Here is a 17833-nt window from a genome sequence, read left to right as displayed (position 1 = left end):
GCCGTTCCGCGATCGACGCGGGCCGGCGGAGCGCGCCCCGGTCGGCGTACCGACCGGGACCCGCCCGTGACGTTCCGGCTGAGGCAGACGCCCGACCCGCATGGGCAGGTCCCTACCCTGAGCCGTCCGACCTAACCAATCGATCGGGTCACGTCCTGCTCCCCGGGTCAGGCGTCGGCGCGGAGCATCCCCGGGTCGAACACCTCGTACGCGATCCGCCCGGCCGGTACGCCCCGGCGCAACAGCCCGCTGCGGACCTGGTACGTGAACGGCAGCGGTCCACAGAGGTGGACGTCCGCGTCGGGGCTGAGCGGGATCAGCTCCGGGCCTTCGAGGGCGCCGCCGAGGTGGTGGACTGCGACCGCCCGGCCTGCCCGCTGCTGCCCGCGTGCCGCCTCCGCGGTGAGCTGCGCCGCGCGCAGGAGGCGTTCCTCGACGTGCTCGACCGGGTCCGTCTCGGTGACCTGCTGGCCGACCCGACCGGCCCGGTGCTGCTCGCCCTCGGCGGCCGGCCGACCTGACCACGGAGGTGGCGTGACGAACGGGACCCCGCCGCAGTCGGCGGGGTCCCGGTGGTTCGACGGTGTGGCGGCGGCTCAGGAGACGGTGATGCCGCCGTCCGGCGACCGTACGCAGGACACGCTCCGCGCGGCGGCGGTGGCGGCACCGGTCAGGCACTGTCCGAGCACCTGGTGTCCGGTGGCGTTCGGGTGCCACGACTCCTGGCAGGTCTGGAAGTAGGTGACGCAGGTGTTGGCGATGTCCTGGATATCCAGCTTGTCCTTGCCGGAGAGGCTGGTCACGAAGACGCCGCTCGGCCCGTCCTGGAGACGGATCGGGGTGGCCAGGGTGCCGCTGGGGCTGCTCGACGACTCGCAGAGCCGGGCCCCGTCGAAGGCCCGCTGCACGTTGAGGTAGACCAGGTCCGCGCCGGGGAACTCGGCGGCCAGGGTGTCCCGGGTCGACCGCACCATGGTGCCGAGACCGGCGGAGAAGCGGTGCCCCGGAGCCAGGCTGGCCCGGTGGATCGGGCAGCCGGCGGCGTACCGCTCGGCACCGAGGTCCCGGAACTTGTCCCGGTCGTCGGCCCGGCCGTCCTGCTCGTGGAAGGTCGGGTGCAGGTCGAACGGCAGCGGGTTGGTGTAGTCCTGGAGCACGACCCGGTGCTGCCCGTCGGCGTCGACCTGGGCGAGGGTGGCGAGGATCTGCCGGACCGCCGAGGTGGTCTCCCCGGTGGCCGCGGCGAGCTGCGCCGGGGTGGCCAGGTCGGCGTCGCTGCACGGCTGCTGCGGGACCGGGCCACCGAGGTACGCCCAGAACTCCCACCAGCCGGTCCAGGCGTCGGCGATGAACCGGTTGGCGCACTTCTCCGCCACCGAGCCGAAGGTGAACGAGCTGTTGTTGGAGCCGAGCCCGACCAGGACGAGGTCGATGTCGTGGGTCCGGGCGACCGCGCGGAGCTGGTCGAGCTGGGACGCCACCTGCCGGCCCTTGGCGCGGGCCGCCGAGGCGGCGCCGATGTCGTACGGCTGGCCGCCGGAGCAGGCCAGGTTGAACCGGTCCTGGATGCCCGGGAGGTTGGCCCGGTGCAGGGACGCGTTCGCCGAGCGGTGGCAGAAGTACGCGTTGTTGTTCGGCGCGGACCAGCCCGGGAAGCCCTGAGCCGCCCCGTTGACGTCGACCACCGACGTGTACGCGCCGGCGCCTTCGCCGCTGATGAAGCTGTCGCCGAGCGCCACTGCGGCGGTGGGGGGCGCCGCGGTCGCCGGGGTGGCGGGCGCGACCGTGGCGGTGAGCCCGCCCGAGGCCACGACCAGCGCCAACGCGAGCGCGGTACGACGGAACAGGGACATCGAACCTCCATCCACTGATGGAAATGTGAGAAAGTCTTTGAGATCGCGATCACATCACGCCCGTCTCGCGGGCGTCAACGGTTTCGGCGCCGTTTCGATCGACGAACCTCGTGATCCATCGGGCCGGACGGACCCGACCCGGCCCCGTCCGACCACCCCGTCGCCCTGCTCACGATTCCCTCGGCGCGGACGGGCGCGGCGCGGGGTGGCGTGGGTATGTCGGCGCACCCGGCTAGGCTCGCTGCGGCGTGCCGTCCACCGGCGATCTCCGCCGGAGGTGGCCACCCACCGCCGAGACCTGGGAGTACGACCAAGTTGACCGCAGATCTTGAGCCTCTCTACGGGGCCGATGACCTCACCCATCTGGAGGGGCTGGACGCCGTCCGCAAACGCCCCGGCATGTACATCGGCTCGACCGACAGCCGTGGCGTGGGTCACCTCGTCAACGAGATCCTCGACAACTCCACCGACGAGGGGGTCGGCGGCCACGCCAACCGGATCGAGGTCGTGCTGCACGCCGACGGCTCGGTACAGGTCGACGACGACGGCCGGGGCATCCCCACCGACGTGCACGCGAAGTCCGGCATCTCCGGCGTCGAACTGGTGCTGACCCGGCTGCACGCCGGCGGCAAGTTCGGCGGCTCCGGCTACAAGACCTCCGGCGGCCTGCACGGTGTCGGCGCCTCGGCGGTCAACGCGCTCTCCCGCCGGTTCGACGTGACCGTCCGCCGGGGCGGCAAGGTGCACGGGATGTCGTTCCGGCACGGGGTGCCCGGCATCTTCGACGGTCCCGGCCCGGACGACCCCTTCACCCCCGGCCCCGGGCTCCAGGTGGTCGGCGCGATGAAGCGCGGCCAGCGCACCGGCACCTCGATCCGGTACTGGCACGACGCCCGCTACTTCGAGACCGGCGCCCGGCTGGACGTCGACGCGGTCCGGCTGAAGCTGCGCAACACCGCCTTCCTGGTCCCCGGCGTCAACTACCTGCTGCGCGACGAGACCGCCGAGGAGCCGACCCGGGAGGAGTTCCACTACCCGAACGGGCTCACCGACATGGTGGAGTTCATCGCCCCGGCCGGCGACCGGGCCGTCTCCGGCATCCTGCTGGTCACCGGCGAGGGCACCTACCGGGAGAACGCCGCCGACGCCAACGGCGTCATGCAGTCCAACGTGCAGCGCCGCGCCGAGGTCGAGGTGGCCTTCCGCTGGGGCACCGGCTACGACCGTACGGTCGAGTGTTTCACCAACACCATCCGCAACGCGCACGGCGGCACCCACCGCAAGGGCTTCGAGCGGGCGCTGACCCGGACCCTCGCCGAGGCGGTCCGGACCACCCGGGGCCTGCTGCGGGCCAAGGAGGACCCGCCCACCCTGGACGACGTCCTGGAGGGGATGACGGCCGTGGTGCACGTGCGTATCCCCGAACCGCAGTTCACCTCGCAGACCAAGGACGAACTCTCCACCGCCGGCATCACCAAGGTCATCCAGTCCCTGGTCGAGCAGCACCTCAAGGCGTGGCTGGAGGACCGCCGGACGAAGACCGAGGCGCGTACCGTCCTCCAGAAGATCGTCGACGCGGCCCGGGTCCGGCTGACCCAGAAGCAGCAGAAGGACGCGGCCCGGCGCAAGACCGCCCTGGAGGGCGCGGCGATGCCGGCGAAACTGGTCGACTGCCGCTCCGCGGGCATCGACCGGAGCGAGCTGTTCATCGTGGAGGGGGACAGCGCCCTCGGGACCGGCCGACTCGCCCGGTCCGCCGAGTACCAGGCGCTCCTGCCGATCCGGGGCAAGATCCTCAACGTGCAGAAGGCGAACCTCCAGCAGGTGCTGGACAACGCCGAGTGCGCGGCGATCGTGCAGGTGCTCGGGGCCGGCTCCGGGCGGACGTTCGACCTCTCCACCCTGCGGTACGGCCGGGTCCTGATCATGGCCGACGCCGACGTGGACGGCGCGCACATCCGGACCCTGCTGATCACCCTCTTCGCCCGCTACATGCGACCGCTGATCGAAGCCGGACGGCTCTACGCCGCGATGCCGCCCCTCCACAAGATCACCACGAGGGGGCGCAGCCCGCAGACCGTCTACACCTACACCCAGGCCGAGATGGAGGCGACGGTCCGCAAGCTGGAGAAGGCCGGCAAGCAGATCGTCACCCCGATCCCCCGGTTCAAGGGCCTCGGCGAGATGGACGCCGACGAACTCTGGGAGACCACGATGAACCCGGCCAGCCGGTCGGTCCGACGGATCACCCTGGAGGACGTCGACGCCGCCGAGCGGATCCTGGACCTGCTCATGGGGGAGAAGGTCGAGCCGCGCCGGAACTGGCTGATCGAGTCCGCCGACCGCGTCGACCGCGACGCGATCGACGCCTGACCACCCCTGTCACGGGAGAGAGCGCAACCATGGCACGCCGCAAGGAAACCCGCGACAAGGTCGACCTGTCCGCGTTCGACCGGGCCGGTGCCCGGGTCTTCGACAACCCGCTGGTCACCGAGGTCTCCGACTCCTACCTGGAGTACGCGTTCTCGGTCATCCACTCCCGCGCCCTGCCGGACGCCCGGGACGGCCTGAAGCCCGTGCACCGCCGGATCCTCTACGCCATGCACGAGTCCGGGTTCCGCCCGGACCGGGCACACGTCAAGTCCGCCCGGGTGGTCGGTGACGTGATGGGTCGCTACCACCCGCACGGCGACACCGCCATCTACGACGCGATGGTCCGGCTCGCCCAGGACTTCTCGCTCAACGTGCCCCTCATCGACGGGCATGGGAACTTCGGCAGCCCGGACGACGGCCCGGCCGCCGCGCGCTACACCGAGGCCCGGATGTCCCGCGAGGCGATGCTGCTCGTCGGTGAACTGGGCGAGGAGACCGTCGACGTCGAGCCGAACTACGACGGCTCGCTGACCCAGCCCACCGTGCTGCCGGCCGCCTTCCCGAACCTGCTGGTCAACGGCGCGTCCGGGATCGCGGTCGGGATGGCGACCAACATGATCCCGCACAACCTGGGCGAGGTGGTCGCGGCGGCCCGCTGGCTGATCCGGCACCCGGACGCCACGCTCGACAAGCTCATGGAGTTCGTCCCCGGCCCGGACCTGCCCACCGGCGGCCTGCTGCTCGGTCTGGACGAGGTCCGCCGGGCGTACGAGACCGGGCGGGGCGTGGTGCGGATGCGCGGCCGGGTGGAGATCGGTCCGGTGGAGGGCAGCCGGGGCCGGCAGGCGATCACCGTGGTCGAGCTGCCGTACGGCGTCGGCGCGGAGAAGGTCATCGCGGCGATCACCAACGAGGTGACGAAGACCAAGCGGCTGACCGGCATCGCCGACGTCAAGGACCTCACCGACCGGGAGAGCGGCACCCGGCTGGTCGTCGAGTGCAAGGTCGGGGTCAACCCGCAGGCGCTCCTGGCCGACCTCTACCGGCTCACCCCGCTGGAGCAGTCCTTCGGCGTCAACAACCTCGTCCTGGTCGACGGGCAGCCACGGACCCTCGGGCTCAAGGCCCTGCTGGAGGTCTTCCTCGCCCACCGGTACGAGGTGGTGACCCGGCGCACCTCGTACCGGCGGCGTCGGCGCGAGGAGCGGCTGCACCTGGTCGACGGCCTGCTCGTCGCCCTGCTCGACATCGACCGGGTGGTGCGGCTGATCCGGGAGAGCGAGGACGCCCAGGCCGCCAAGGACGGCCTGATGAGCCGGTTCGGCCTCTCCGAGATCCAGGCCACCTACATCCTGGACACCCCGCTGCGCCGGCTGACGAAGTACGACCGGCTGGAGTTGGAGGCCGAGCAGGAGAAGCTGCGCGGTGAGATCGCCGAGCTGTCCCGGATCCTCGACGACGAGAAGGTGCTCCGGAAGCTGGTCTCCGACGAGTTGGGCGCGGTGGCGAAGCAGTTCGGGACGCCGCGCCGGACGGTCCTGGTCGACGGCGACCTGAAGGAGGTCCTGGCGGCCTCCGTGCCGGCCGGGCCGCTGGAGGTCGCCGACGACCCGTGCCAGGTGATCCTCTCCGCCACCGGGCTGATCGCCCGGACCGCGGCCGAGTCGGAGGAGGCCGCCGAGGGGCGCGGGCGGCGGGGCCGGGTCAGGCACGACGCGGTACGCGCGCTCGTGCACTCCACCGCCCGGGGCCGGGTGCTCGTGGTGACCAGCGCCGGCCGGGCGTTCAAGGTCGACGTGCTGCCGCTGCCCGTCCTGCCCGAGCAGTCCGGCACGGTCTCGCTCAGCGGCGGGATGTCCGTCGCCGAACTGGTGCCGCTGGCGGCGGGGGAGTCGGTGGTCGCGCTGGCTCCGCTCGGCCCGACCGCCGAGGGGTCGCCGGGCCTGGCCCTGGGCACCCGGCAGGGGGTGGTCAAGGTCTGTGCCCCGGAGTGGCCGGTCCGGTCGGACGAGTTCGAGGTGATCTCCCTGCGCGAGGGGGACGAGGTGGTCGGAGCGACCTGGCTGACCGACGGGGCGGAGGCGTTGACCTTCGTCACCTCGGAGGCGTCACTGCTGCGCTTCCCGGCCAACCTGGTCCGCCCGCAGGGCGTCCGGGGTGGCGGCATGGCCGGGATCAACCTGCCGGCCGGGGCGCGGGTGGTCTTCTTCAGCGCGGTGCGCACCGACGACGCGGTGCACGGGGAGCCGATGGTGGTCACCTCGACCGGGGCCACGGTCAAGGTGACGCCCTTCGCGGCGTACCCGGCCAAGGGGCGGGCGACCGGCGGCGTCCGCGCCCAGCGCTTCCTCAAGGGGGAGACGGACCTGGTCGTGGCCTGGGTCGGTCCCCGACCGGTGGGTTGCACCGCCACCGGTGAGCCGGTCGAGTTGCCGGCGGAGGACCCCCGCCGGGACGGTTCCGGCTTCGCGGTCATGCTCGGCCCCACCCTCCTGGGCCACCACCAGACCCGCGAGTGACCGTTCGCTCCGGGGCCCGGCCGACGTCCGGCCGGACCCCGGAGCGAACCGGGCGGGGGTCAGGTCGGGACGCGGGGGGCCCGCAGGCGGGCGACGCCGCGCATACCGTGGTACGTGACCAGGGCGGCGGCGGTGCCCAGGGCGATGCCGTTGAAGGAGAGGTCGCCGGCGGTGAGGGTGTAGTCGGCGGCTCCGACGATCAGGGCGACCGCGGCGGTGAAGAGGTTCACCGGGTCGTGGAAGTCGACCCGGTTCTCGATCCAGATCCGCGCGCCGAGGACGGCGATCAGCCCGTACAGGACGGTGGTCGCGCCGCCGAGCACCCCCGCCGGCACGGTCAGGATCAACGCCCCGAACTTCGGGCTGAGCCCGAGCAGCACCGCCGCCGCCCCGGCCACCCAGTACGCGGCGGTGGAGTAGACCCGGGTCGCCGCCATCACGCCGATGTTCTCCGCGTACGTGGTGGTGCCGGAGCCGCCGGCCGAGCCGGCGAGCACGGTGGCGATCCCGTCACCGAGGAACGCCCGCCCCATGTCCCGGTCCAGGTTGCGGCCGGTCATCGCGGCGACCGCCTTCACGTGGCCGGCGTTCTCCGCGATCAGCACCAGGATCACCGGGATGACCAGCACCGCCGCGCGGAGGCTGAAGCTGGGCGCGTGGAACTCGGGCAGCCCCACCCAGGCGGCCTCGCGCAGCCGGGTCAGGGTGGCGGTGTCGAGCCCGCCCGTCGCGGCGGCGAACAGCCAACCGACCACCACGCCGAGCAGGATGGACAGTCGGCCCGGGAAGCCCCGGAAGGCCACCGTGGTGAGCAGGATCGCGGCCAGGGTGACCACCGCGACCAGCGGCTGCGCCTTGACGCCGGTGCCGCTGCCGTTACCGTCCCAGGCCACCGGAGCGAGGTTGAGCCCGATCAGCGCGACGATCGTGCCGGTCACCGCCGGGGGCATCAGCGCGTCGATCCACCGGGTGCCGGCCACCTGGACGATCAGGCCGACCAGCGCCAGTGCCGCCCCCGCGATCACGATGCCACCGAGCGCCGGGCCGATGTCCCCGCCGGCCTTCGCGGCGAGCACCGGTGCGATGAAGGCGAACGAGGAGCCGAGGTACGACGGCAGCCGGTTGCCGGTGATCAGCAGGAACAGCAGGGTGCCCAGACCGGAGAAGAACAGTGTGGTGGCCGGCGGGAAGCCGGTGATCAGCGGCACCGTGAAGGTGGCCCCGAACATCGCCACCACGTGCTGCACGCCGATGCCGACCGTGCGCGGCCAGGAGAGGCGTTCGTCCGGGGCGACCACGTCGCCGGGGCGTACCGTCCGGCCGTCGCCGTGCAGCCGCCAGGGCGCCCGGCGCGGTGTACTGGTGGGCGTCCGGTCGGGGGGTGGGGTCATGGCGCACTGCCCTTCACGTCGGCGGGACCTGCTGGGGCGGCGGTGACCCTGGACGTTTCTAGCAGAGTGCCGGTGGGGGCAGGTCCGCCGGACCTGCCCGCCGGCGGCGCGGACCCGGTCCGCGGGGTGGCTCAGGCGACGCCGGAGGGGCGGAACTGCACGCTGACCCGGGGGCCGACCGGGCGGCTGGTCTTCGGGACGGCGTGTTCCCAGGTGCGCTGGCAGGAACCGCCCATCACGACCAGGTCGCCGTGGCCGAGCGGGAAGCGTGGGCCGGTCCCGCCGCCGCGCGGCCGCAGCAGCAGTGGGCGGGGGGTGCCGAACGAGACGATCGCCACCATGGTGTCCGCGTGGGCGCCCCGACCGATGGTGTCGCCGTGCCAGGCGACGCTGTCCTTGCCGGACCGGTAGAGGCACATGCCGGCGGTGACGAACTCCTCGCCCAGTTCGGCGGCGTAGTGCCGGTTGAGGGCGGCGCGGGCGTCGGTCAGCACGGGGTGGGGGAGCGGCCGGCCGGCGGCGTACCAGCAGAGGAGCCGGGGCACGTCGACCTCGCTGTCGTACATCCGGCGGCGCTCGGCCCGCCAGGGCACCTCGTGCAGCAGGGCGGCGAGCACCGGATCGGAGCCGCGCACCCAGCCGGGTAGGTGGTCGACCCACGCGCCCCGGCCCAGCTCGTGCCGGCGTACCCGGCCGGCCAGCGGCTCCAGGGCGGGGCCCTGGTCGGTGAGGTCCAGCATCGAGGGCTGGTACGCGAGGTCGGCCACCCGGCCGAGCCTACCGTCTCTCGTACACGCGTACGAGACGCGGGCGGTCGGGGTAGGGTGCCCGGCGGGGTGGCGCCGACCGGTTCCGCCCGTTGTGACCAATCCCGGCGTACGCCGGCCGACCGACGGGAGAACCGCATGCCGATCCGCGAGCCGTATCCGCGGGCGGTGTCATGACCAGCCTCACCCCGACGGCCGGGGTCGACCGGTCCCGGTCCCGCCTGCCCTCCCTGACCGGGTTGCGGTGGATCGCGGCGATGCTGGTCTTCGGCTTCCACGTCGGGACGATGCGGATCATCGTCGAGCCGGAGTTCAAGGCCGTGGTGGACCGGCTGTTCACCCTGGGCCTCTCCGGGGTGCAGTTCTTCTTCGTCCTCAGCGGCTTCGTGCTGGTCTGGTCGGCCCGTCCGCAGGACACGAGGTGGGGGTTCTGGCGCCGCCGGCTGGCCAAGATCTACCCGAACCACCTGCTGATGTGGGCGGTGGTGCTGCTGGTCGGGATCTGGTTCGCCGACCCGGTCAACCCCTCGGCGGCGGTGCAGAACCTCCTGCTCGTACAGGCCTGGAACCCCACCCCCGGCTACTTCTACAGCATGAACACGGTGAGCTGGTCGCTCTCCTGTGAGCTGTTCTTCTATGTCTGTCTGCCGTTCGTGCTGCCGGCCCTGCGCCGGACGCCGTCGTGGGCGCTCTGGGCGGTCGTGGCGGCGGTGCCGCTGGTGATCCTCGCCCTCTGGCCGGGTCAGCTCCTGGTGCCGGAGGAGAGTCGGTGGTGGTTCACCCAGATCTTCCCGCTGGTCCGCTCCACCGAGTTCTGGATGGGCGTCGCCGCGGCCGAGCTGATGCGGCGCGGCCACTGGCGCGGCCCCGGGCTGCCCCTGGCCAGCCTGATCTTCCTGGTCACCTGGGTGGTGGCCGGGGAGTGGATCCGCGCGGAGCTGTGGGCGGCGCTGCTGTCGGCGGTGTACATCCTGGTGATCACCTCGGCGGCCCGGGCCGACGTCCGTGGTCTGCCGTCGCCGTGGCGCTCCCGGCCGCTGGTCTGGCTCGGCGAGGTTTCCTTCGCCTTCTACCTGGTGCACGTCTTCGTGATGGTCACCATCCTCCGACTCACCGGCGACCACGGAGTCGGCTTCACCGGCTGGACGGGTCCGCTGGTGGCGGTCGGCTTCCTGCTGCTGAACCTCCTGCTGGCGTGGCTGCTGTACCGGTGGGTGGAGACCCCGATGATGCGTCTGCTCGCCCCGGGCCGACGGCGTCCCCCCGCCCCGACCGGTCCCGCCCCGGTGGGCGGGCAGCCGGCGGTCGCCCCGCCCCGGCAGCGGGTGGCCGACGGGGCCGCCCGGGGCGGGCACGCCGCCGCCCCCGTCGACGACCGGGCGCCGGAATCCGACCGGACCGTGGCGACCGGCGCGGGTGGGCCGAGCCTGCGCGAGGGACCGCCGGACCGCCCCTCGGGCGGTGCGCGGACCGCAGGCGTGACCGGATCGTGACGTGACCCGGGGCACGCTCTGCCCCCGCCGCACCTTCGGCCCGCTCGTCCCGATCCGCGCCGAATGGGGCGGCCGGGTTGTGCCGGTGCCGTCCGGAAATCGCCTGCTGGTGCCCGGAAAACGGGTCGTCCCATTGAGTGACGTCAGCCCGCCTCTGCGTCGAACTTCCGGGTCTGTGGAGTCGTTTGCCCAGCTCACGATGGTTGGCAGGGGTTTGCGACATCAGTAGTGTCGGCCCGTCTGGTGCGGTCGTAGGTCGCAAAGGGCGACACCGCGCCGGCCCGCCTAATCGTGTTCCACGAGCCGGGGACCCAGGTACGTCGGGGTGAATCCGCGGGGCTGACCCGTGGTAGGGCGATCTTCCCGCCCGAATCCGTCAGCTAACCCGGTAGGCGGTGTCGGAAGGAGTAGTTCGTGCTGCACGCCCCCGTTTCCCGGTTCCTCCACGGTGCCCAGGTGCCGCCGGCCCTCCCGTCGCGCCGCCGACACTGACTCCGGCGTACACCCGCAGACGCCGTCCGAGCGGGCACCCTTCGCCACCGTCGACCCCACGCACGGTCCGCCCTGCGTCGACCAGGTGCGCCGCTCTCCACCCCTGCCTTCTCGTGGAGGAATCCGTGAAGTACCCGGTCCCGCGACCGTTCAACCTGTTCCGAGCCCGCCGCTACCAGGTCGCCGCCTCGGCGACGGTGCTGGTGGCGGCGTCCACCGCCGGTGTCCTGCTCGTCGACGCCGACCCGCCCGCGCCGCGGCAGGAACCGGCCGCCGCCGCGGTCGAGCCGGACCGGTCGGCCGCCGCCTCCCGGCACCGGGACCGGGTCACCGCGTCCCCGGCCAGCCCGTCCGCCGTCGCCACCACCCCGCCGGCCAGGCGGTCCGCGTCACCCGCCGCCACCGCCTCGCCGAACCGGGACCTGACTGCCCGGCCCACCCCGCCGAAGCCACCCGCGTCGAAGGTGCTCGACATCCAGTACCAGGAGCAGAGCACCTTCTACTACTGCGGTCCGGCCGCCACCCGGATCGCGCTGACCGCCCGGAACATCGTCCGCAGCCAGGACGACCTCGCCGTCCGGCTCAACACCACGCAGTCCGGCACCAATTCCGCCGAGGACACCACCCGGGTCCTCAACGACCTCGTCGGCCGGGACGTCTACCGGACCCGGACGATCCCCGGTGGCGCGGCCACCCCGGCCCAGATGGACCGGCTCCAGGCGGACGTGGTCCGGACCGTCGGCAACGGGTACGCCGTCGTCCTCAACATCGCCGGTTCCGCCACCGACGTGGCCGGCGGCTGGCACTCCTACCCCGGCGGGCACTACCTGACCGTGGTCGGTTACCGGGACAACGGCCGGACCGTCCGGATCGCGGACCCGGCGAACGCCGCCGCCGGTTCGTACTGGATGACCACCATCAACCTGGCGCACTGGGCCGCCACCCGCGGCTACTCCGCCTGACCCGCGCGGGGAGCAACCGTCGCGGTGGCCGGAGGGGTTCCCTGCTCGGCAGCACCCGGTGACAGGGGACCCCTCCCGCCATCCCCGGCGGCGGGGCGGGCCGTCGGCACGGCGGCCGGCGCGAGGTGCGCCCGGGCGGCCGACAGGAACCCCTCGGCGTACGACTCGACCGGGAAGTCACCGAGGTAGTGGGTGCGCATCGCCCAGCGCGCCTCGGCCAGCGGGTCGGTGCCGAGCAGCCGCTCCAGCACGTCGTCGACGTCGGCCAGGTCCCGGCGCAGCACGTAGCCGGAGCGGGCCAGCGGGAAGCGCTCGGTGAACGCGTCGCCGTCGGCGCCCATGTCGGTCACCGCGTACGGCTTGCCGGAGTAGAGGTAGTCGGAGATCACCCCGGAGACGTCCGAAATTAGCGCGTCGGAGCGGTTGACGCAGTCGACGAGGCTCATCGCCCGGCTGGCGTCGGTGCCCCAGACGTGCTGCCGGCCGGTGCGGGAACGGTCCGCCGCGAGCAGTTCCGCCACCCGGGCGAGCTGCCGCGCCGACTCCGGGTTCTGGGCGGTGTACGGGTGGGCCCGCAGGATCACCGTCGCCCCCCGGGCCAGCAGCCGGCCGACCAGCGCCTCGGCGACCGGCAGCGAGCAGTAGTTGGCGTCCGCGTGGTGCCCGGTCCAGGTGGGGGTGTACAGCACGGTCGGCCGGGCCGGCATCGGCACCGGCGGACGGCGCACCCCGATCGCCTCCACCTGGGGGCGACCGACGATGACGAACTTCTCCGCCGGGATCTGCACCCCGGCGCGGGCGTACCGGTCGACGGCGGCCTGGCCGGCCACGAAGTTCCGGTCGAAGATCGCGGAGACCGGGTTGGCGCTCGGGGCCTTGTCGCTGTCGCCGTGGTGGATCTGGATGTGGGTGAGCTGGGTGAACCGGATGCAGTGCGCGTTCTTCGCGCCGTGGTTGACGTAGAACGCCACCCGCAGGCTGGGCACCAGCGCCTCGTCGATCGCCTTCAGCGTCGGGCAGTACACCACCGGTGCACCGGTCGCCGCCGCGATCGGGGCCAGGAACTCCGGTTCGCGCAGCAGCACCAGGAACGGCCGACCGATCCGTTCCAGGTACGGCAGCCACATGGTGACCTGGTACTCCGAGCCGGGCGGGGCGGAGAAGTAGAGCAGGAACTCCGGCTGGTGCCGGGCCAGCGCGCGGGCCACCGGGCTGGCCGCCGTCGACGGGCGGAACCGCCGTCGGGCCAGGCGCAGCCCGACCATCCCGGCGAGCCCTCCGACGAGCAGGCTGACCAGCAGGGCGTACCAGGTGGGCAGGGCGAGGAGCGCGCCGAGCGCGACCGCGCCGAGCAGCACCGGGACCGCCGCGCCGACGTGGCCGGTGGTCAGTCCGGGCCGGACCGGCAGGTTGGCGGTGCGGATCTCCAGCCCGCCGGCCACCCGCAGCGGTCCGTCGAGCAGCACCAGCGCGAGCAGCACCAGCGCGGTGGCCACCAGGGCGGGGTCGAAGCCGGCGTCGTGGCGGCGGGCGTACCCGACCAGGATGCCGGCGGCGACCAGGACGGACTCGGCGGCCACGTCCGCGCCCGGCCGGATCCGGCGCTCCCACGCCCCGGCGGCCAGCGCGGCGACCGCGAGCACCAGGCCGGGCACGGTGGCCCCGGTGAGCGCGACCAGGAGGAAGGCCAGGACCGCCAGGCCCACGGTGAGGCAGCGGGCGAGCAGTTTCCGGACCAGGGTGCCACGCATCTCGCTGACTCTCCTGCCTGTCGCGTGGATGTGGGTTCAGCGGGTGGCCGGCGCGACCGGGGCGGCCGGCCCGGCCTGGGCCGGCACCGCCGGCTCGTCGGTCGAGCGGCGGACGTCGATGACCTGGCCGGTGAGGTCGGACAGGAGCACGTCGAGTGAGGCGCGGGCCACCGTCGCCGCGGCGAGCAGGGTGTGTTCCGGCTCCGCGCCGAACGCCCGGGTACGCATCGGGGTGGCGGTGCGTTCCGGGTTGACGCAGTTGACCCGGACGCCGAACTCGGCCCACTCGTCGGCGAGGGCCTGGGTGAGGTTGACCAGGGCCGCCTTGGTCGCCGAGTAGAGCGCGTACCGGGCCCGGCCCCGGGTGTACGAGCTGGAGGTGTAGAGCAGCAACTGGCCCCGGGTCTGCCGCAGGTACGGCAGCGCGTGCCGGGCGACGGTCACCGGCCCGACGAAGTTGACCTGGAGGAGGCGGTCGATGGTCGCCTCGTCCATCTCGGCCAGGGCGCCCTTCTCCAGGATTCCGGCGGTGACCACCACGTGGTCGATCCGGCCGGTGGCCTCGAACGCGGTGCGGAGCGCGGCCTGGACGTCGGCGTCCCGCTCCACGTGGGTGCCGGTGGTGGAGCGGCTGACCGGGAAGACCTGTGCGCCGTAGCGGCGGGCCAGTTCGGCCACTTCGTGACCGATGCCGTAGCTGCCGCCGAAGATCACCAACGTCCGGCCGGTCAGCTCCTCGGTGTACCGGTGCTCGTCCACCGGCCGGGGGGCCCGCGCGGCGGCGAGTTGGAAGAGCTTGTCCACCAGGTGCACGTCGACCGGGTGGGTCACCTTGATGTTCTCGTCCGAGCCGTCGATCACCCTGATCGGCACCTCGGGCAGGTAGCGCAGCACCACGCCGCAGTCGTCGGTGGCGGCGAAGTGCGGGTCGTCGGCCGCCCGCCGGTACGCCTCCCGGATGGTGCCGGAGCGGAACGCCTGCGGGGTCTGCCCGCGCCGCAGCCGGGAGCGCACCGGGATGCCGGTGATGCAGTCGTCGTCGCCGACCTCGACGATGGTGTCCGCCGAGGGGATCGCCACGTCCACCGCCTGGTACGTCCAGAGCGCGTTCACGCACTCCCGGACGATCCGCCCGCTGAGCAGGGGGCGTACCGCGTCGTGGAAGAGGATGTTGCAGTCGTCCGGGCCGATCGCGGCCAGCGCCAGCCGGGTGGTGTCGCTGCGCGTTTCGCCACCGGGCATGACCTGACGGACCTTACGGAAGCCGGCCGCCTCGACGATGCCCTGGGCGTCCTCGACGTAGCCGGGGGCCATCAGCACGAGGATGTCGTCGATCTCGGGGGCCGCCTCGAAGACCGCGATGGTGTGTTCGATGATCGTCTTACCGGCGATCTTGACCAGTTGCTTCGGGATGCCCAGCCCGACCCGGGAACCCGTCCCGCCGGCCAGCACCACCGCCACCGTCCGCGAGGGCCGCCACGGCGCCGGGGCCTGCGTACCGGTGCCGGCGCCGTCGGGGTGGTCCTGCGTCATCGCGATCCTCACTGATCCAGGGGCTGGTGCTTCTTGCCACGGCGGGCGACGGCACGACGGTCAGCGGGTGCCCGGTCCCGGTGTCCGGTCCCCGGCACCCGCTCCACCGGTGGCGTCAGCGACTCACCATGTACTGCTCGTACGCCTTGGTCACCTCGGAGGTGGGTCCGTCCATCCGGATCGTGCCGGACTCCAGCCAGATCGACCGCTCGCAGGTGTCCCGGATCGAGCTGATCGAGTGGCTGACCAGGAAGACCGTACCCGCGTCGGCGCGCAGTTGGCGGATGCGCTGCTCGCTGCGGCGGCGGAACCGGGTGTCGCCGGTGGCCAGCGCCTCGTCGATCAGCAGCACGTCGTGCTTCTTCGCGGCGGAGATGGAGAACCGCAGCCGGGCCTGCATCCCGGAGGAGTACGTCCGCATCGGCAGCGAGGCGAAGTCGTCCCGGTCGTTGATGCCGGAGAAGGCGAGGATCTCCGGGGTGACCTTCTTGACCTCGTCCGGGGTCATGCCCATGGCCAGACAGCCGAGCGCCACGTTGCGCTCGCCGGAGAGGTCGCCGAGCAGGGCGGCGTTCACGCCGAGCAGCGACGGCTGCCCCTGCGTGTAGATCGCGCCCCGGTTGGTCGGCATCAGCCCGGCGATCGCCCGCAGCAGGGTGGACTTGCCGGAGCCGTTGCTGCCGATCAGCCCGATCGCCTCGCCCCGGTACGCGGTGAAGCTGACGCCCTTGACCGCGTGCACCTCGCGCAGCGTCGGCCGCTGCGGCTGCCGGGTGACGATCCGCTTCAGGGCCGCGACCGGCGAGGCGGCACCGCCGGTGCCGGCACCGTAGACCCGGTAGATCAGGTGGGCGTCGTCCACGATCACGGTCGGGATGCGGGTGCCGACCGGGGTCGTGGTCACGTTCGTCGGAAGGTTGTTCAGCTCAGCCACGGCCGTATTCCTGTTCGCCACGCCAGAAGTAGACATAACCGCCCAGGCCCGCCAGGAGCGCCCAGGCCAGGCCGAGCAGCCAGAGCCGGGGCGCCGACGAGGTCAGCGGCGCGTTCTCCAGCAGCGCGTGCCGGACCAGCTCGATGTAGATCAGCAGCGGGTTGACGTGCACCAGGGTGACCAGCCAGTCGGGCAGGTTCTTCGAGAACGCCTCGACGCTGTAGAGCACCCCGGAGCCGTACATCCAGGTCCGCATCACGAAGGGCATGACCTGCTTGAGGTCGGTCATCTTCGAGCCGAGCCGGGCCATGCCCAGCGCCATGCCCACGTTGAAGACCGACTGGAGCAGCATCGCCGGCACGACCAGCAGCCACTCCAGCGTGATCGGCTCGCCGGTGACCAGCACGATGACGACCAGCACGACCATCGCGGAGAGCAGCTGGTGGAACTGGGTCAGCGTGATCGCGAACGGCAGCGACGCCCGGGGGAAGTGCAGGGCGCGGATCAGACCGATGTTGCCGGTGATCGCCTGGGTGCCGCCGAGCACCACGCTCTGGGTGAAGTTGAAGACGAACAGCCCCACGCAGAGGTACGCGATGAAGTTCGGGATGCCGGCCTTGGTGTTCAGGATGATCCCGAAGATCAGGTAGTACACCGCCGCGTTGGTCAGCGGGGTGAGCACCTGCCAGAGCCGGCCCAGCCGGGCCTGACTGAACGAGGAGACGAGCTTCGCGTCGGCGTACGCCGAGATGAAGTGCCGGTAGGACCACAGCTGTCGCGTGTACGCGGCCAGTGTGGGCCGCGCGCCGGCGACGCTCAGGCCGTACCGGGCGGCGAGCTGGGCCCGGTTGAGTCCTGAGTCGGCGTCGGCCACCGCCGTGTCGGCCATGGGTGGGCGCTCCGATCTGTCGGCGTGAACGGGACCGCGACGGCAGAGAGCGGACCCTCATGTTGATCGTCGCCGCTCCGTCGCAGCGTGGACCGTAGTGGAAAACACGTCGGGACGCAACCGTACCGTCGCTGCGGTACATTGTCCCACGTGACGACCGAGAAGAGGCGTGCTCCAGCCGGTGCGGCGGTGCTCCGTGGCGAGATCACCACGGCCATCCGCCGGGCCGTCATGCAGGAACTCGCCGCAGTCGGGTACGGGCGGCTCTCGATCGAGGCGGTGGCCCGGCGGGCCGGCGTCAGCAAGACCGCCATCTACCGGCGGTGGAGTTCGAAGCTGGAGCTGGTGCTGGAAATCGTATCGGCGGCGGCCGGCAAGAGTCTCCCGCTACCCGACACCGGTGACCTCCGGGACGACCTGGAGATGCTCTTCGCCATCATGGCGCGTGCGCTGCGTCACCCGATCGCCGCGCAGATCATCCCGGACCTGCTGGGCGAGGCGGCGCGGAATCCGCAGATCGCCCAGACCCTGGAGACGGCGCTGCGGATCAACCAGCGGGAGGTCGGCGGCCAGATCCTCGGCCGGGCGATCGCGCGCGGCGAACTGGCCCCGGAGACCGACCTCGACCTCGCGGTCGACCTGATCGTCGGCCCGCTCTACTGGCGGCTGGCCGTCTCGCGCAGCCCGCTGGCCCCGGAGGACCTGCCCAGGATGGCGACGGCTGTCGCGGCAGCCCTGGAGGTAGCATGCCAACCGACTGTCCGGTTCGAGCCGGACACCGCTTTGTCCAGCATCGCCCCGAGTGCCGAATCCGGGCGGTCGTGACCCACCCCGTGCCCCTCGTCCCGCTATCAGCGGAACCGGTTAGAGTCCCCA

At 72.4% G+C, this 17833-nt stretch carries 12 protein-coding genes, 2 pseudogenes and 1 riboswitch; of the genes and pseudogenes, 6 read left to right on the top strand and 8 right to left on the bottom strand.

The features are described 5' to 3' along the window. Window positions 1-167 precede the first annotated feature (167 nt). A pseudogene (locus tag AB0F58_RS12645) lies at window positions 168-317 on the bottom strand (hemin transporter); the annotation flags it as partial. Here AB0F58_RS12645 and AB0F58_RS12640 point away from each other — a divergent pair. After that, complete coding sequence (locus tag AB0F58_RS12640; RefSeq protein ID WP_357142108.1) at window positions 288-521, top strand: hypothetical protein; 234 nt, start codon at window positions 288-290, stop codon at window positions 519-521. The pseudogene AB0F58_RS12645 and the gene AB0F58_RS12640 sit on opposite strands and share 30 nt — an antisense overlap. A 75-nt stretch (window positions 522-596) precedes the next feature. Here the strand turns inward: AB0F58_RS12640 and AB0F58_RS12635 are convergent, their stop codons facing one another. Beyond that, window positions 597-1853 (bottom strand): hypothetical protein, encoded by a 1257-nt coding sequence (locus tag AB0F58_RS12635; RefSeq protein WP_357142106.1) that lies wholly within the window; start codon window positions 1851-1853, stop codon window positions 597-599. Window positions 1854-2101: 248 nt separating this feature from the next. On the opposite strand from AB0F58_RS12635, the pseudogene AB0F58_RS12630 reads away from it, so the two are divergent. Both AB0F58_RS12630 and AB0F58_RS12625 read left to right on the top strand, forming a co-directional pair. Beyond that, window positions 2102-4226 (top strand): annotated as a pseudogene (locus tag AB0F58_RS12630) (DNA topoisomerase IV subunit B). A gap of 29 nt (window positions 4227-4255) precedes the next feature. After that, window positions 4256-6745, top strand: coding sequence for a DNA topoisomerase IV subunit A (locus AB0F58_RS12625; RefSeq protein WP_357142104.1), 2490 nt, complete (start codon window positions 4256-4258; stop codon window positions 6743-6745). A 59-nt stretch (window positions 6746-6804) separates the two neighbouring features. Here the strand turns inward: AB0F58_RS12625 and AB0F58_RS12620 are convergent, their stop codons facing one another. Continuing rightward, window positions 6805-8136 carry a solute carrier family 23 protein gene (locus AB0F58_RS12620; RefSeq protein WP_357142102.1) on the bottom strand — a complete coding sequence of 444 codons (1332 nt, stop codon included), beginning with the start codon at window positions 8134-8136 and terminating at the stop codon, window positions 6805-6807. Window positions 8137-8267: 131 nt separating this feature from the next. Then, entirely contained in the window at window positions 8268-8903 is a 636-nt protein-coding gene (locus AB0F58_RS12615; RefSeq protein ID WP_357142100.1) for an alpha-ketoglutarate-dependent dioxygenase AlkB, read from the bottom strand. Between the two features lie 173 nt (window positions 8904-9076). Here AB0F58_RS12615 and AB0F58_RS12610 point away from each other — a divergent pair, with 173 nt between their 5' ends. Continuing rightward, window positions 9077-10396: an acyltransferase gene (locus AB0F58_RS12610; protein ID WP_357142098.1), complete on the top strand. Its 1320-nt coding sequence runs from the start codon at window positions 9077-9079 to the stop codon at window positions 10394-10396. 272 nt (window positions 10397-10668) lie between these two features. After that, window positions 10669-10806: riboswitch (cyclic di-AMP (ydaO/yuaA leader) on the top strand. 207 nt (window positions 10807-11013) lie between these two features. Further along, window positions 11014-11850: a C39 family peptidase gene (locus tag AB0F58_RS12605; protein WP_357142097.1), complete on the top strand. Its 837-nt coding sequence runs from the start codon at window positions 11014-11016 to the stop codon at window positions 11848-11850. Here AB0F58_RS12605 and AB0F58_RS12600 read toward each other — a convergent pair. From AB0F58_RS12600 to AB0F58_RS12585, 4 genes are all read right to left on the bottom strand, one after another. Next, entirely contained in the window at window positions 11838-13601 is a 1764-nt protein-coding gene (locus tag AB0F58_RS12600) for a CDP-glycerol glycerophosphotransferase family protein (protein ID WP_357142095.1), read from the bottom strand. The two genes, AB0F58_RS12605 and AB0F58_RS12600, sit on opposite strands and share 13 nt — an antisense overlap. A 36-nt stretch (window positions 13602-13637) precedes the next feature. Further along, window positions 13638-15134 (bottom strand): bifunctional cytidylyltransferase/SDR family oxidoreductase, encoded by a 1497-nt coding sequence (locus tag AB0F58_RS12595; protein ID WP_357142093.1) that lies wholly within the window; start codon window positions 15132-15134, stop codon window positions 13638-13640. 115 nt (window positions 15135-15249) lie between these two features. After that, the gene (locus AB0F58_RS12590) at window positions 15250-16104 is read right to left on the bottom strand and encodes an ABC transporter ATP-binding protein (protein WP_357142091.1); all 855 of its coding nucleotides are present in this window, start codon (window positions 16102-16104) and stop codon (window positions 15250-15252) included. Further along, a complete protein-coding gene (locus tag AB0F58_RS12585) occupies window positions 16061-16957 on the bottom strand; it encodes an ABC transporter permease (protein ID WP_357142089.1) in 897 nt (298 codons plus the stop codon). Before AB0F58_RS12585 ends, AB0F58_RS12590 begins: the two co-directional genes overlap by 44 nt. Before the next feature lie 189 nt (window positions 16958-17146). Between AB0F58_RS12585 and AB0F58_RS12580 the strand changes: the two genes are divergently transcribed. Next, window positions 17147-17782, top strand: coding sequence for a TetR/AcrR family transcriptional regulator (locus tag AB0F58_RS12580; RefSeq protein ID WP_357142432.1), 636 nt, complete (start codon window positions 17147-17149; stop codon window positions 17780-17782). Window positions 17783-17833: the final 51 nt, after the last annotated feature.

The sequence above is a fragment of the Micromonospora sp. NPDC023956 genome, assembly GCF_040639195.1.
GTDB lineage: Bacteria > Actinomycetota > Actinomycetes > Mycobacteriales > Micromonosporaceae > Micromonospora.
This window is presented reverse-complemented; position numbering and strand designations above follow the sequence as displayed.

What these genes read in the sequence shown, in the direction of transcription:
- AB0F58_RS12595 (WP_357142093.1), bottom strand. Translation starts at nt 15,134, where the DNA reads ATGACGCAGGACCACCCCGACGGCGCCGGCACCGGTACGCAGGCCCCG.
- AB0F58_RS12600 (WP_357142095.1), bottom strand. Translation starts at nt 13,601, where the DNA reads ATGCGTGGCACCCTGGTCCGGAAACTGCTCGCCCGCTGCCTCACCGTG.
- AB0F58_RS12620 (WP_357142102.1), bottom strand. Translation starts at nt 8,136, where the DNA reads ATGACCCCACCCCCCGACCGGACGCCCACCAGTACACCGCGCCGGGCG.
- AB0F58_RS12610 (WP_357142098.1), top strand. Translation starts at nt 9,077, where the DNA reads ATGACCAGCCTCACCCCGACGGCCGGGGTCGACCGGTCCCGGTCCCGC.
- AB0F58_RS12590 (WP_357142091.1), bottom strand. Translation starts at nt 16,104, where the DNA reads ATGTCTACTTCTGGCGTGGCGAACAGGAATACGGCCGTGGCTGAGCTG.
- AB0F58_RS12625 (WP_357142104.1), top strand. Translation starts at nt 4,256, where the DNA reads ATGGCACGCCGCAAGGAAACCCGCGACAAGGTCGACCTGTCCGCGTTC.
- AB0F58_RS12635 (WP_357142106.1), bottom strand. Translation starts at nt 1,853, where the DNA reads ATGTCCCTGTTCCGTCGTACCGCGCTCGCGTTGGCGCTGGTCGTGGCC.
- AB0F58_RS12585 (WP_357142089.1), bottom strand. Translation starts at nt 16,957, where the DNA reads ATGGCCGACACGGCGGTGGCCGACGCCGACTCAGGACTCAACCGGGCC.